Origin of the sequence: Providencia sp. CIM-Carb-044, from assembly GCF_033901115.1 — a bacterium.
Lineage (GTDB): Bacteria > Pseudomonadota > Gammaproteobacteria > Enterobacterales > Enterobacteriaceae > Providencia > Providencia hangzhouensis.
The window spans coordinates 1-14,051 of sequence record NZ_JAXADV010000007.1; the positions used below are offsets into that span (position 1 = coordinate 1).

General features: G+C 42.7%; 12 protein-coding genes and 1 pseudogene. All 13 read left to right on the top strand.

The genetic code is table 11. From position 1 onward, the window contains the following. Positions 1-2,895 (top strand): Tn3 family transposase (locus SJ312_RS14215; RefSeq protein ID WP_319868060.1); only part of this gene is annotated, 2,895 nt, incomplete at its 5' end. Positions 2,896-3,192: 297 nt separating this feature from the next. Continuing rightward, entirely contained in the window at positions 3,193-3,639 is a 447-nt protein-coding gene (locus SJ312_RS14220) for a hypothetical protein (RefSeq protein WP_196053729.1), read from the top strand. A 251-nt stretch (positions 3,640-3,890) separates the two neighbouring features. Continuing rightward, the gene (locus tag SJ312_RS14225) at positions 3,891-4,643 is read left to right on the top strand and encodes a hypothetical protein (protein ID WP_071547970.1); all 753 of its coding nucleotides are present in this window, start codon (positions 3,891-3,893) and stop codon (positions 4,641-4,643) included. A gap of 311 nt (positions 4,644-4,954) precedes the next feature. Next, entirely contained in the window at positions 4,955-5,251 is a 297-nt protein-coding gene (locus SJ312_RS14230) for a S24 family peptidase (RefSeq protein ID WP_141240729.1), read from the top strand. Further along, positions 5,196-6,167, top strand: coding sequence for a hypothetical protein (locus SJ312_RS14235; RefSeq protein ID WP_207393063.1), 972 nt, complete (start codon positions 5,196-5,198; stop codon positions 6,165-6,167). Before SJ312_RS14230 ends, SJ312_RS14235 begins: the two co-directional genes overlap by 56 nt. 3 nt (positions 6,168-6,170) lie before the next feature. After that, a complete protein-coding gene (locus SJ312_RS14240) occupies positions 6,171-6,707 on the top strand; it encodes a hypothetical protein (protein WP_024008855.1) in 537 nt (178 codons plus the stop codon). Positions 6,708-6,844: 137 nt separating this feature from the next. Further along, positions 6,845-7,141 carry a TraR/DksA family transcriptional regulator gene (locus SJ312_RS14245; protein ID WP_197701527.1) on the top strand — a complete coding sequence of 99 codons (297 nt, stop codon included), beginning with the start codon at positions 6,845-6,847 and terminating at the stop codon, positions 7,139-7,141. 251 nt (positions 7,142-7,392) lie between these two features. After that, positions 7,393-8,055 carry a hypothetical protein gene (locus SJ312_RS14250; protein ID WP_024008857.1) on the top strand — a complete coding sequence of 221 codons (663 nt, stop codon included), beginning with the start codon at positions 7,393-7,395 and terminating at the stop codon, positions 8,053-8,055. Continuing rightward, complete coding sequence (locus tag SJ312_RS14255; RefSeq protein WP_024008858.1) at positions 8,052-8,876, top strand: patatin family protein; 825 nt, start codon at positions 8,052-8,054, stop codon at positions 8,874-8,876. Before SJ312_RS14250 ends, SJ312_RS14255 begins: the two co-directional genes overlap by 4 nt. Positions 8,877-8,913: 37 nt before the next feature. Further along, a complete protein-coding gene (locus SJ312_RS14260; protein WP_024008859.1) occupies positions 8,914-10,140 on the top strand; it encodes an MFS transporter in 1,227 nt (408 codons plus the stop codon). Positions 10,141-10,495: 355 nt separating this feature from the next. Then, positions 10,496-11,983: a SulP family inorganic anion transporter gene (locus SJ312_RS14265; RefSeq protein WP_024008860.1), complete on the top strand. Its 1,488-nt coding sequence runs from the start codon at positions 10,496-10,498 to the stop codon at positions 11,981-11,983. 10 nt (positions 11,984-11,993) lie between these two features. Further along, entirely contained in the window at positions 11,994-12,845 is an 852-nt protein-coding gene (locus SJ312_RS14270) for a universal stress protein (RefSeq protein ID WP_024008861.1), read from the top strand. A 592-nt stretch (positions 12,846-13,437) separates the two neighbouring features. Beyond that, positions 13,438-14,043 (top strand): annotated as a pseudogene (locus SJ312_RS14275) (DNA polymerase V subunit UmuC); the annotation flags it as partial. Positions 14,044-14,051: the final 8 nt, after the last annotated feature.

The following is a 14,051-nucleotide window of genomic DNA, read 5'->3' on the forward strand; positions in this document are numbered from 1 at the left end:
CGGCACTACACGTTCAACGAAACCGACCTGTCGGTGATCCGTCAGCGTCGCGGCGCCGCGAATCGATTGGGCTTCGCTGTGCAGCTTTGCTACTTGCGATTCCCTGGCACCTTTTTGGGCGTCGATGAGCCTCCGTTTCCGCCCCTGTTGCGCATGGTGGCCGCGCAACTCAAGATGCCAGTGGAAAGTTGGAGCGAGTACGGCCAGCGCGAACAGACACGGCGGGAGCACTTGGTCGAGCTGCAAACGGTTTTTGGGTTCAAGCCCTTCACCATGAGCCACTATCGGCAAGCCGTGCATACATTGACCGAGCTGGCCTTGCAGACCGACAAAGGCATCGTGCTGGCGAGCGCACTTGTCGAGAATCTGCGGCGGCAGAGCATTATCCTGCCCGCCATGAATGCCATCGAGCGCGCAAGCGCCGAGGCCATCACCCGTGCCAACCGACGCATTTACGCGGCGCTGACCGATTCTTTGTTATCACCCCACCGTCAGCGCCTGGACGAACTTCTCAAGCGCAAGGACGGCAGTAAAGTGACGTGGCTGGCATGGCTGCGCCAGTCGCCTGCCAAACCGAACTCTCGCCACATGCTCGAACATATTGAGCGCCTGAAATCCTGGCAAGCACTTGATCTGCCCGCAGGCATCGAGCGGCAGGTTCACCAGAACCGCCTGCTCAAAATCGCTCGTGAAGGTGGCCAGATGACGCCTGCTGATCTGGCAAAGTTCGAGGTGCAACGACGCTATGCCACGCTGGTAGCGCTGGCCATCGAAGGCATGGCCACCGTCACCGATGAAATCATCGACCTTCACGATCGCATCATCGGCAAGCTGTTCAACGCGGCCAAGAACAAGCATCAGCAGCAGTTCCAGGCTTCCGGCAAGGCGATCAACGACAAGGTGCGGATGTATGGGCGCATCGGTCAAGCGTTGATTGAGGCCAAGCAAAGCGGCAGCGATCCGTTCGCCGCCATCGAGGCCGTTATGCCCTGGGACACCTTCGCCGCCAGCGTCACCGAAGCGCAAACATTGGCGCGGCCTGCCGACTTTGATTTCCTGCACCACATCGGTGAAAGCTATGCCACGCTACGCCGCTACGCGCCGCAGTTCCTGGGCGTGCTCAAATTGCGGGCTGCGCCCGCCGCCAAGGGTGTGCTCGATGCCATCGACATGCTGCGCGGCATGAACAGCGACAGCGCGCGCAAGGTGCCCGCCGATGCGCCAACCGCATTCATCAAGCCGCGCTGGGCAAAGCTGGTTCTGACCGACGACGGCATCGACCGGCGTTACTACGAGTTATGCGCCCTGTCGGAGCTGAAGAACGCGCTGCGCTCCGGTGATGTCTGGGTGCAGGGTTCTCGCCAGTTCAAGGACTTCGACGAATACCTGGTGCCGGTCGAGAAGTTCGCCACTTTGAAGCTGGCCAGCGAATTGCCGCTGGCAGTGGCCACCGACTGCGACCAATACCTGCATGACCGGTTGGAATTGTTGGAGGCGCAACTCGCCACAGTCAACCGCATGGCTGCGGCCAACGACTTACCGGATGCCATCATCACCACCGCGTCAGGCCTGAAGATCACGCCGCTGGACGCGGCAGTACCAGACGCCGCGCAAGCCATGATCGACCAGACAGCTATGCTGCTGCCGCACCTCAAAATCACCGAGTTGCTGATGGAGGTCGATGAATGGACGGGCTTCACCCGCCACTTCACACACCTGAAGACCAGCGACACGGCCAAGGACAAAACCTTGCTGTTGACGACGATCCTGGCCGACGCGATCAACCTGGGTCTGACCAAAATGGCCGAGTCCTGCCCTGGCACCACCTACGCCAAGCTGTCTTGGCTGCAAGCCTGGCACATCCGCGATGAAACCTATTCGACGGCGCTGGCCGAGCTGGTGAATGCGCAGTTTCGGCAACCCTTCGCCGGCAACTGGGGTGACGGCACCACGTCATCGTCGGACGGCCAGAACTTCAGAACCGGCAGCAAAGCAGAAAGCACTGGTCATATCAACCCGAAGTATGGAAGCAGTCCAGGACGGACTTTCTACACCCATATCTCCGACCAGTACGCGCCCTTCAGTGCCAAGGTGGTCAACGTGGGCATTCGTGATTCAACTTACGTGCTTGATGGCCTGCTGTACCACGAGTCGGACTTGCGCATCGAGGAACACTACACCGACACGGCAGGCTTCACCGATCACGTGTTTGGCTTGATGCATTTGCTGGGATTTCGCTTCGCGCCGCGTATCCGTGACTTGGGCGAAACCAAGCTATTCATCCCCAAGGGCGATGCCGCCTATGACGCGCTCAAGCCGATGATTAGCAGCGACAGGCTGAACATCAAGCAAATACGCGCCCATTGGGATGAAATTCTGCGGCTGGCCACCTCCATCAAGCAAGGCACGGTAACGGCTTCGCTGATGCTGCGCAAACTCGGCAGCTACCCGCGCCAGAACGGCTTGGCCGTGGCGTTGCGCGAGCTGGGGCGCATCGAGCGCACGCTGTTCATTTTGGATTGGCTGCAAAGCGTGGAGCTGCGCCGCCGCGTCCATGCGGGGCTGAATAAGGGCGAGGCGCGCAACGCGCTGGCCAGGGCGGTCTTCTTCTACCGATTGGGTGAAATCCGCGACCGCAGTTTTGAGCAGCAGCGCTACCGGGCCAGCGGCCTCAATCTGGTGACGGCGGCCATCGTGTTGTGGAACACGGTATATCTGGAGCGTGCCAGCAGTGCTTTGCGTGGCAACGGCACGGCGCTGGACGACACATTGTTGCAATATCTGTCGCCGCTGGGGTGGGAGCACATCAACCTGACCGGCGATTACCTATGGCGCAGCAGCGCCAAGGTCGGTGCGGGGAAGTTTAGGCCATTGCGACCGCTGCCACCGGCTTAGCGTGCTTTATTTTCCGTTTTCTGAGACGACCCCTAATAGCATGATCGGTCATATTTCATTTTGTAAAAGTCGCCATGAAATATGCCAACATACAAAAGATGGTGTAGTTACATGGGCGTTCCACCCTGAACAGCCGCGTCTAGAGAAAAGGGGGAGAAAAAAAGAGAAAAAGAGAGAAAAAAGAGCGAGTCAGGGGCGCAGATGTGTAAGTTTTGCTCCTGTATTTGTTAGACACCTATTTGTATGTTGGCATATTTGGTTATGATTCTTTCTTTCTAAGAACAGGAGTTTCATGTGATGCTTGATAGCTATATTGGTTCATTGCTGAAGTACCTCCACCAGCTTGACTCTCTTTTTCGAGATACAAAGGTAATTTCAGCTCTTACCTGTGTCATTCCACCGGTAGAAAATGGTTGTGATGATATCGGTAAATGCATTGAGCCGGTTGTGAATTGGGGTCCTCATGCCTATACATCGGTTATTATTATCATCAATACTTTGACCGGTGAGCCTCATTCCGCAATACATAGCCACAGTGACGATATATTGCCCGACTGTAAAAACTATGCATATGGGATAGGGTATGAGTCTGCTACTGTTTTGTTTGTGGTGATTGCGGGGATTGAGAGTTACTATCTCGCGCTTAAAGCAAAAGCATATCTGAAGAACCAGAATTATTTACCGTTACTAATAAAATTAAACGGTTTAAATAAACATGCAGGTCGTTCAAACTTCCACTATTAATTATGTAAAAATCATTATGAAAGGCAAGGTTACTATTCCTTTAGATGAGGTAGTTGGCAAGATGCTGGATGCGAAAAATGCTCATTAGATCCCATTGAGCTTACCTCATAAAAAGGTATACACCTCAGAGTTTATCGGCAATTCAAGCCCTATTTTCAGCTTTCTCTTCCCCAAAAAATTTCATACAATTCAAATTGTAACCTCACATAAAAGTGGGGTTTGTAACCAACTTTGGTATGTAGAGGGTTAATATGAGTAGACAACGGGTATCAAAAGGCAGTGTTATACCAAAAAAAGAATTCAAAATAGCAACGGTGCTGTCTCTCCTTGCTGTTGATTGTGATTTTGATTCCTTCTTTTCTGAGTTTAAACGTATCTATCCAAAGGATTGGGAAAGAGTTAATAAGCGTTACCAAGAGCATGAGAGATTAACAAAGCCGGGTAAATCACATCCTATGGCAGAGCCTTTGCAATACATGAAGACTGCTTTCAATAGTTTTAAAAGAAAGCTATTAAAAGAATCTATTACCGCTAAGGATTTCTTATTATCTCTTGAGGAGCCAAAAGAGAAATATAGTGAGTCAGAACCATCAGAAAAAGTATGGAAAGATATTAAAAGAAATATAAGTGTTGTTTACTCCTTTGAGAAAAGGCTACTGGCGATTCACTTACTTGGTAAATATAAGTGTACAGAATGTATAGATATGCTAGTTAATACTATGAACAACGATCATATCTTTGAAGTACAAAAGTTGGCTCATGATAAACTTGTTCGTTTCGGACTCGATGTCGGTGCTCAACCGAAAAGACCACCACACCACACCGACCCTCAAATTACACAAAAAATTGCTTCACTAGGTTTTTCATCAGAACAAGTAAAAGATAAAAAAACATGCGAACGAGCTATCAGCGAGTTCCGTAAAAAGTATCCTATTGATTACGACCTGTACACTCACTCAAAACGCAATCAGTTCAAGGCTTGGTTTAGAAAACAGATCAGTTAATTAGAAATAGCCTCTATTTTCGTTCTCGAAATCATCTCATGAAAACGCTGGTAGTCTGGCTGAAATATCGTAACGGGCATCTCGCATAGTTTCGTCTTAGACTCAATTATGATTGGGGGAAAATGTGCTCTCCCCCATCGCGCATTCAGTTCAATAATAGGCTTACAGTACAATAATTATCTATATCGTGATTTGTGAGCAGCTAAACAGTAAATGCCGTTATCCAGTCATTTTAATATCTAATACATAGCTTGCAATTTCCTAACTCGGATGTATACAATACTGTGTTTTTATACAGTATTGAGATTCGTATGAAATTAATCCCATGTACCGTAGATGAAGCCCTTCCATTACCTTTTTTCGCAGAGCAGATCCCTGCGGGGTTTCCTTCTCCTGCGAGTGATTACTTAGAGGATCGTATCGATTTAAACTCTTTGCTGATCAAGCACCCTTCAGGCACATACTTTTTACGAGTATCTGGTACTTCTATGATGGACGCACAGATTCTAGATGGAGATATCGTCATAGTAGATAGTTCGATTGATGCAAAACATGGAGATAACCACGGAAGCTGGCTGGAAAGCATTCCATATACTGAATGCTATTAATACGCCCTATCGCAACAGATTTGCAAAGAAATATAATCATCGAATGTTTGCAAACTTGAAGGATATCGCTTTTCCCTACCCTATAGGAAAGAGCGCATTGCACACAGTAATTAATACGAAGTTTAACCGCGATAAATTTAATTTTACACTTACAGCAGAAGATATGGGGTATTTACAGACTTCAGACCCAACCCAAACATCTTTTAATCAGGGCGATAAATTTCACTTCTCTCCACATCAGACACGGCGCTCCCTCGCATACTACTTAATTGGTTATGAATTGTGTTCTTTCCCCGCCTTGAAGCAACAGTTTTCGCATTTGTCGATGGCGATGACGCGATGGTATGCCCGAAATGCCTATTCATTTGAAAAACTATACAGCGAAATACAAAAAGAGCGTGTCACACAACAAGCTGAGATATTTGCTCGCATATATCAAAAAATGGCGAATGGTGAGCGTATCGCGGGCGGTAAAGGTCAAGCAGCCGTTGCTGAAATTAGTCGCCAAGGTGAAAGTTATTTTGAAGATGGGGTAAGCAAACGCAAGCTATCAATTGACTACTGGATAGATCGGTTGACCAACGGGAAAGAACACTTACACGCTATTGCTCCTTCGATGTATTGTACTAACACTCAATGTTCAATGCGTATCAACATTGATTTAAGTGAATGTGTAGACTGCGAATATGACTTTATTGAAAATGCTGCTTATGCTGAATCCTCCCGTATGGACGCAATGCGCAACATTGAGTTTTTAAAAGAAAACAATGAATTAAATTCCAGTTCTGCAACCAAATACATGATGCAGGTAAAAGCTGCGGAAGCGATCATGGATGATCTAGGGTTTAAATATGAAAAGTATGAATTTGCAGAAGATGTGCTGAATTTAGTGATCGAAACGACAATGGGGACGTAAGGCATGGCAGACAAGTTTGGATTAAACTCAACAGAAAGGCAGTTAAGAGACGCATTGGCGCGACTTGTTGATCAAAAGCCGATTAACCGGGAGTTGAAACAAAAGCTTAAAGCTAACAAGCTTAAAATTGTTGTTTCTAATGTTGAAAAAGAAGCTGGGTTATCAAATGGATCGGCCAGACGCTATCCAGAAATAAAAGCGCTGATCGAAGGCGCTGAAGCAACGCGTGTTCATGGTGCAAGCAATGTGTCCGATAATGTGATTCGCAGTCACCCTCTCCACATAAAGGCTAAGGAAGACTTAGACAAAGCCAAAAAAGAAATCAAAAAGCTCAAGGGCGAAATTAAAAAGAAAGAACAAAAGCTTGGAGATTATAAAAAACGCTTAAAGTCTCAAGCCGTGAGAATGCACGAAGTCACCGTTGCCATGTGGAAACATATACCTGAAGAATGCAAGCATATTGAGTTAATGATCAAAATGGAAAAAACGGGGTCAACAAACAACGTTCTAGAATTCAAAAAACGAGAGAAGCTAGATTAGTTTTAGCCTCAACCTTTCGTATCGGAATACGGTTAAGTTATTGATGGCTTCTATTTATAATATATTTACAACTACTAAGGACAGATATGAGTGAAAATGAATTGCGATTAGCCTATTTCAAAAAGAAGCTTTTAGCCATGGAACGAGAGTTATTCGATGAGTTATCTGTAGGGATACAAACTGGCGGACATGCAACAGTACAGCTTGATCAACAAAGTGTCGGGCGTTTATCAAGAATGGATGCGATGCAAAGCCAACAAATGGCTTTAGAACACCAAAGAAGACGAGAAATGCAACTGGTTGCTATTCGAGGTGCATTACATAGGATAAAAGAAGATGATTATGGCTATTGTGTTCAATGTGGTGAAGATATCAACCCCAAACGCTTAGACGTTAATCCTTGTGTTATTAAGTGTATAAACTGTGCAACCTAATGACATGTAAAGGATTTGTTAAAAGCAAGCTTTACTTTGATAACAGTCATTGATACTATCAAGGAAACTTTTTTTAGAGCAGGCCAATGTAACAATTATCCATATCAACTATAACTCAGAAAATTTATCTGTTTTTAGTTTTCTTATTTCAAACTAATGAAATAAGTGATGTGGATTAAGTATGGTTTGCAATATTCCATTCACTTATCTTCATTAGATTCTATATAAATTATTTTATAATAAGGGTTTTAATGAACGAGCAAGATGTAGAACTTTATCACCACATGTTAAATGTTGAGTTAAAGTTCGTTTTTAATAATAAACTCCGAACAAATTATGATGAATTTAATTTCCCTAAGTTTGTAATTAAAGAATTTAAAGATCTTAAACGGAAAAAGAAAATATCATTATCATTATTTAAGTTTTTTAATAATGCTTTTATCCCTAATCAAAGCGGATTCTTAAACCGTTGGTTTAAAAGGTTCAAGCGATATGGTGATATATATAAAGTTAATGAGAGATTAAATGGTTGCACGGTCGAAGAACGGCTAGAGATGCTATTTTCTAAGTTGAACGACTATCAATTTGTCATAAAAAAACCACATAATGATAACATTGAGTTTTATGAAAACGAATCCCCTCACATATTATCATTTGGTTTTGTAGGTATACATAGCAATGAATTAGTAAATATAAAATCTGGCAGTAATGAAATTATGCTGACTTATTATATTGGTACTAGTGGGATTGCAGCAGAAACACTACTTATTTACCAACTGCAAAATTATGGCTTTAACATTTCACTTGAACTTCAAAGATCACAAACTCGATTAGCTCATAATGAATTTTCATATTTATTTATCGAACCATTCTATGAAAAATTAAGCTTGTGTTCTAAGGAGATAGAAAAATGATAAAAAATAAAGCACTTGTGGTTGAAGGCGGAGCGATGAGAGGAATATTTGCAGCTGGAGTACTAGACGCACTAATGGCTCATAATTATTATGATTTTAATTTTTTTGTAGGTGTTTCTGCTGGTTCTACAAATCTTGTTGGTTATTTATCAAAGCAAGTTGGCCGTAGTGAAAAAATCATCAAAAAATATGCTACTAGCTCTGAATTCATTAATCTGAAACGTTATATTAAGGGGGGGCACTTGTGCGATGTCGGGTGGCTGTGGAGAAGCTCATATGACAATGAGCCGTTACATAGACCATTTTTCATGCCGCTTTGGGTAGTGACAACAAATATTACTACGGGGGAGCCCTGCTATTATCAAACTTCGAGTGATAATATTAACCATTCTGCGATCATGGCTTCTTGTGCTATTCCGTTAGTTTATCGTTATTATCCCATGGTTGATGGTATACCAATGACTGATGGAGGGATCGCTGATGCTATTCCTGTCAAGTTTGCTTATCAGCAAGGCGCAAGAGATATTACGGTGATATTATCTCAGCCCTTAGGCTATAGAAAAAAGAAGCCATATATTTTAAAGTGGATGAAATCATTAGAAAAAGAGTATCCTCAATTATATACTGCGATGCTTAAGCGTCATGAAATGTATAATCAAGCGTTAGACTTTATTCAAGCTCCTCCTAAAGATTGCAAAATTAATGTGATTGCCCCCCCACCTTCATTCCCTGTTTCTCGTTTTACTCGATCTAAAGGAAAACTAGAATTAGGGTATCGACAGGGATTGGAAAAAGGTATCTTATTTCTAGAAAACGTATGATTGTTGTTTTCCAATCAATTGATTATTGGAGTGATTTTTGAGTAGTTATTTTCGTTTTATGAGCCAAGAATGGCCGCTTTTAAGCTTTGGCTTTATTACTGTTTTTATCGGTAATATTGGCCAATCATTTTTTTTGAGTTGGTATGGCGCAGATATTCAACAATCACTTAACATTTCTGCTGAGGACTATGGTTTCATTTATGCCATTGCCACGTTGTGCAGTAGTGCCGTCATTTTTATGGTTGGCGGCCTTGTTGACCGTTGGGCTTTGCATAAAGTGGTTATTGTCGTGTCATTTTTACTTTGTGTTTCCTGTTTATTAATGGCGAACATTCAAACTGTGTGGATGTTATTTTTTGCATTTTGGGGACTGAGGCTCGCTGGACAAGGACTCTTTCCACATACCGCGCAAACAACCATGCTTCGAGTTTACACTCACCAAAGGGGGAAAGCGCTTAGCCTTTCTGCTAGCGGAGTTGCCTTCGGTGAAATGGTGCTTCCCATAATTTTAATGACGACTATCGCTTTGCTTGGTTGGAGGTGGAGTTGGTTGATGTTGGCATTGATAGTCATGATTATTTATTTACCAATGGCTTTAACTTTATTAAAAAAGTCGAATACATCTGATAAGAAAAAACCTTTGGAACCCAAAAGCACAAAAACACAAGAGCAAGGGCGTAGAGATGTCGTGAAAGATTGGCGATTTTGGTCGATTATTCCTGCCGTTTTATCCGCTCCATTTATTGTGACGGCCGTATTTATTCAACAAAATTACTTACTGGAACAAAAGGGATGGCCTGCAAGTTTATTAGCGAGTAGTTTCGTTGCATATGGTTTTTTACATTGGGCAAGTTCTATGGTCTCTGGCTCTTTGATTGATCGTTTTCAAGCTAAATCTTTATTACCATTTCTTCCATTACCTTTAATTGCCGGTTTATTAGTCTTAACGTTATTGGATAATTACTGGGCTGCACCTCTATTTATGTCCTTATTTGGTCTAGGCATTGGTAGTTCCAGTCCTGTTATTAGTGCATTATGGGTAGAGATTTATGGGACTCAGCATATTGGAGCAATCCGCTCTATGGTGACCTCAATGATGATCTTTTCTACAGCAGCTGCCCCATGGATATTTGGGATATTTATTGAAAAAGGCTGGACAGCTTCCACTCTATTTGGTTTGTTTAGCGGCCTAACTATGATCGGATTATTACTTCTTATACCTGCTTATCAGTCCTTTAAAGATAAACAGTGTCATAGTGACTAAAAGAGTGTTAAAGATTAATTCATCTAATGATGAAGTGAAAAACCGTTTCTTTTTTGTTCTTACCATATAGACCTTTTGTGATATTCGTGTAACAATTCACACATTATTAATTTTAAAAGGATTGTAAGTTGCATATTACGCCGCCTTAGGCTACCCACCTCTTTCTTCAAAATTGTCACCATTTTGCGTGACTATTATGCCGTTTGCCGGCAGGTACCTTAGTACCATTTATTCTATTAATTTCATTAAATACAATTTCAAAGCAGCATAGTGCGTTCACTAAATTATCTTAGGCTAAATCTGCCTATAGGATCTTGTGTGCATCGATGTCGCTTTCTTTTATGATAGGATTTTCATGTTAGAAAAAATAAAACTTGAATGGTTTTCGAATGTTCGTGGCGATTTGCTCGCGGGTATTGTTGTGGCTTTAGCTCTGATCCCAGAAGCTATTGCTTTTTCTATTATTGCAGGTGTTGACCCTAAAGTTGGTCTTTACGCTTCTTTTTGTATCACTTTCATTATCTCTATTGTGGGTGGCCGCCCCGGAATGATTTCGGCTGCAACGGGTGCGATGGCGTTACTTATGGTCACTTTGGTTAAAGACCACGGTTTAGAGTATTTGTTAGCGGCAACTATGTTAACAGGGGTATTCCAAATCATAGCCGGATATTTAAAACTCGGCAGCTTAATGCGTTTTGTATCACGCTCTGTCGTGACGGGGTTTGTTAATGCATTAGCAATTCTTATCTTTATGGCTCAATTGCCCGAGTTAACCAATGTAACTTGGCATGTTTACGCGATGACAGCAGCAGGGTTAGGAATTGTTTATTTATTCCCATATGTTCCTGCTATCGGTAAAGCGATCCCATCTCCTTTGATTTGCATCATCGTTTTGACAATTGTAGCAAGCGTCTCTGGAATGGATATACGAACTGTTGGTGATATGGGGCAACTTCCCGATACGCTGCCTATTTTCTTATGGCCAGAAGTTCCACTTAATCTTGAAACTTTATTCATTATTTTACCTTATTCATTGGGCCTCGCTATGGTTGGTCTGTTGGAATCAATGATGACCGCCACGATTGTGGATGACCTTACGGATACCAAAAGTAATCGTAATCAAGAGTGTAAGGGACAAGGTATTGCTAACATTGGTGCAGGCTTAATGGGCGGTATGGCTGGTTGTGCCATGATTGGCCAGTCAATTATTAATATTAAATCTGGCGGACGTGGACGATTATCCACCTTAAGCTCCGGTATTTATCTTATCATCATGGTAGTTTTTCTAGATGAATGGCTTAAGCAAATCCCGATGGCAGCGTTAGTTGCAGTAATGATTATGGTAGCAATTGGTACCTTTTCTTGGAGTTCAATTAGAGATCTTAAAAAGCACCCATTATCAACAAATATTGTGATGATAACGACCGTTGTTGTGGTTGTGGCAACGCATAACTTAGCAATTGGTGTTTTTGTCGGGGTGTTATTAGCGACGTTATTCTTTGCCAATAAAATTGGTCGTTTTATGGTGGTAAAAACAGAGTCACCAGTAGATGCAAGCCGAACTTATCAAGTTATGGGACAAGTCTTTTTTGCATCATCAGAGCAATTTATTGAATCATTTGATTTTAAAGAGGTGGTGAATAAAGTTGTGATTGATCTCACTCATGCTCACTTTTGGGATATTACTTCAGTATCATCACTTGATAAGGTGGTGATTAAATTCCGACGCGAAGGAACAGATGTTGAAATTATTGGGATGAGTGAAGCAACAGAAACCATCGTTGATAAGTTTGGTGTGCATAATGATCCTAAAGAAGTCGAAAAGCTCATGGCAGGCCACTAAGGAGAAAGTAATGAATAACGTAATTACCTGTATTGATGGCTCAATCTATGCTGATTCCACTTGCCGTGCTGGCATTTGGGCATCGAATAAATTGAATAAAAAATTGTTGTTGTTACACGCAATTGAGAAAACACCATCAACCCAAGCCGAAGATCTTAGTGGTGCTATTGGCTTAGGCGCTCGTTCATCTTTATTAACTGAAATGGCCAGTTTAGATGAACAAAAAAGCAAATTAGCCTTGGAGTTAGGTAAAGAGATGCTGGAACATGCTTCTCAATTAGCGCAAGCACAAGGTTGTCACACAATTGAAAAAATGCAACGACATAGCGGTATCGTTGAAGCCATTTATGATCTGGAAGAAGAGGCTCGTTTAATTGTGATTGGACGCTCTGGTGAAAGCCATGGTGATAATTTCAATGTGGTGGGCTCTCACATTGAGCAAATTATTCGTCAAGTTCATACTCCTGTTGTTATTGCCAATAAAGAGTTTGCAGCCCCTAAAAGTTTTATGTTGGCTTATGATGGGCGTGAAACCGCAGATAAAGCGGTGAAAACTATTATTGAAGGAGGCTTACTTCATGGTTTGACATGTCATCTTGTCAGTGTGAAAAACAATCAACCTAAACAACAAGAAAAGTTTCAGCAAACCGAAGCTATGCTGAAAGAGAATGGATTTGAAGTATGTTCGAGTTTATTGGAAGGCAATGTATTTAATTCATTGATGGAATATAAATCGAGTCATGATGTTGAAATGCTTGTGATGGGCGCATTTTCACGCTCTAAGCTGGCACAGGTTTTCCTTGGCAGTAATACACTTAAAATGATGGAAAGTACTCAACTACCAATGGTAATTCTTCGCTAAGAAATTTTATTGGTTGTACTATTAGTCCAGCACAATTGAGTGCTGGTCTTTTTTGTCAAATTAAGTGTGATATACCTTATCCCTCCTTAATTCTGGTTCAGAAAATCTTTCCACAGAAGTTTCTGTGCGTTTATTGATGACTCAAGTATCAATGAACAACATGTAAAAATCCGAAGTGCAGTGACACTATTTGCCCCTCAATATCAAGAGTACTTGGTTAAAACGAAAAGGCTAACTCGCAACTCTTGGAATGATCCTGTAATGGCTGCTCTATAAGTTACTGGGTATCAAATGTTTGAGTCTAGTACAGTGAAAGTTGCACGCAGGGTTCTCAAGAAGACGGCTTTTAATAACAAATGTCGTCCACCCGACAAAGTGAATTGTGTTGGTGCTGAGTGAAGATTGTACATTCGATCCCTCGGTACTAAACTTAGTACATCTTAGTAATCCAATTGGTAAAAATTAGACATGTTGATGAATACTTACTATTAAAAATAGACAGCTGATTAAGCTCGGTGATTTTTTTAATATTAGATACTATCAACCTATGAAAGGTAATGGTTAATCGCTTACTTATCTATCTTTGACAGGAATTCTTAGCCAACTGTACGCGCTTTATGCTGACATCAGCAACCGCGTAATGGACACACTATCAGGTTTTGCCCCACGAGTAGAAACATATAGTATTGACGAACAATTCCTTGATATGACCGGTATGCTTAGAAATTTCCCGTTAGAAGATTACGGTCGCAAGATACAACAACGAATTTTGCAGATTGCTCATGTACCTGTCGGTGTTGGTTTTGCTCAAACTAAAACACTGGCTAAACTGGCAAACCATGCTGCTAAAACATGGACCAAAACAGGCGGTGTAGTCGATTTGAGTGCTACTTCACGTCAGAAAAGGCTCATGTCCCTTGTGCCTGTTAATGAAGTATGGGGTGTGGGTAGAAAAATAAGTAACCGGCTAAATGCTATGGGAATAGTTACAGCGCTTGATTTGGCTAGGGCTGAAACAACCATGATCCGTAAAACATTCGGTGTGGTTGTAGAACGCACTGTGAGAGAGCTGAACGGTGAATCTTGCATCGAGCTTGAAGAAGTAGCAAAAACTAAAGAGCAAATCATTTGTTCACGTTCATTTGGAAAAAAAATTGAGCTCTATGAGCATATGCATCAGGCTATCTGCGAGTATTCAGTGTAGTG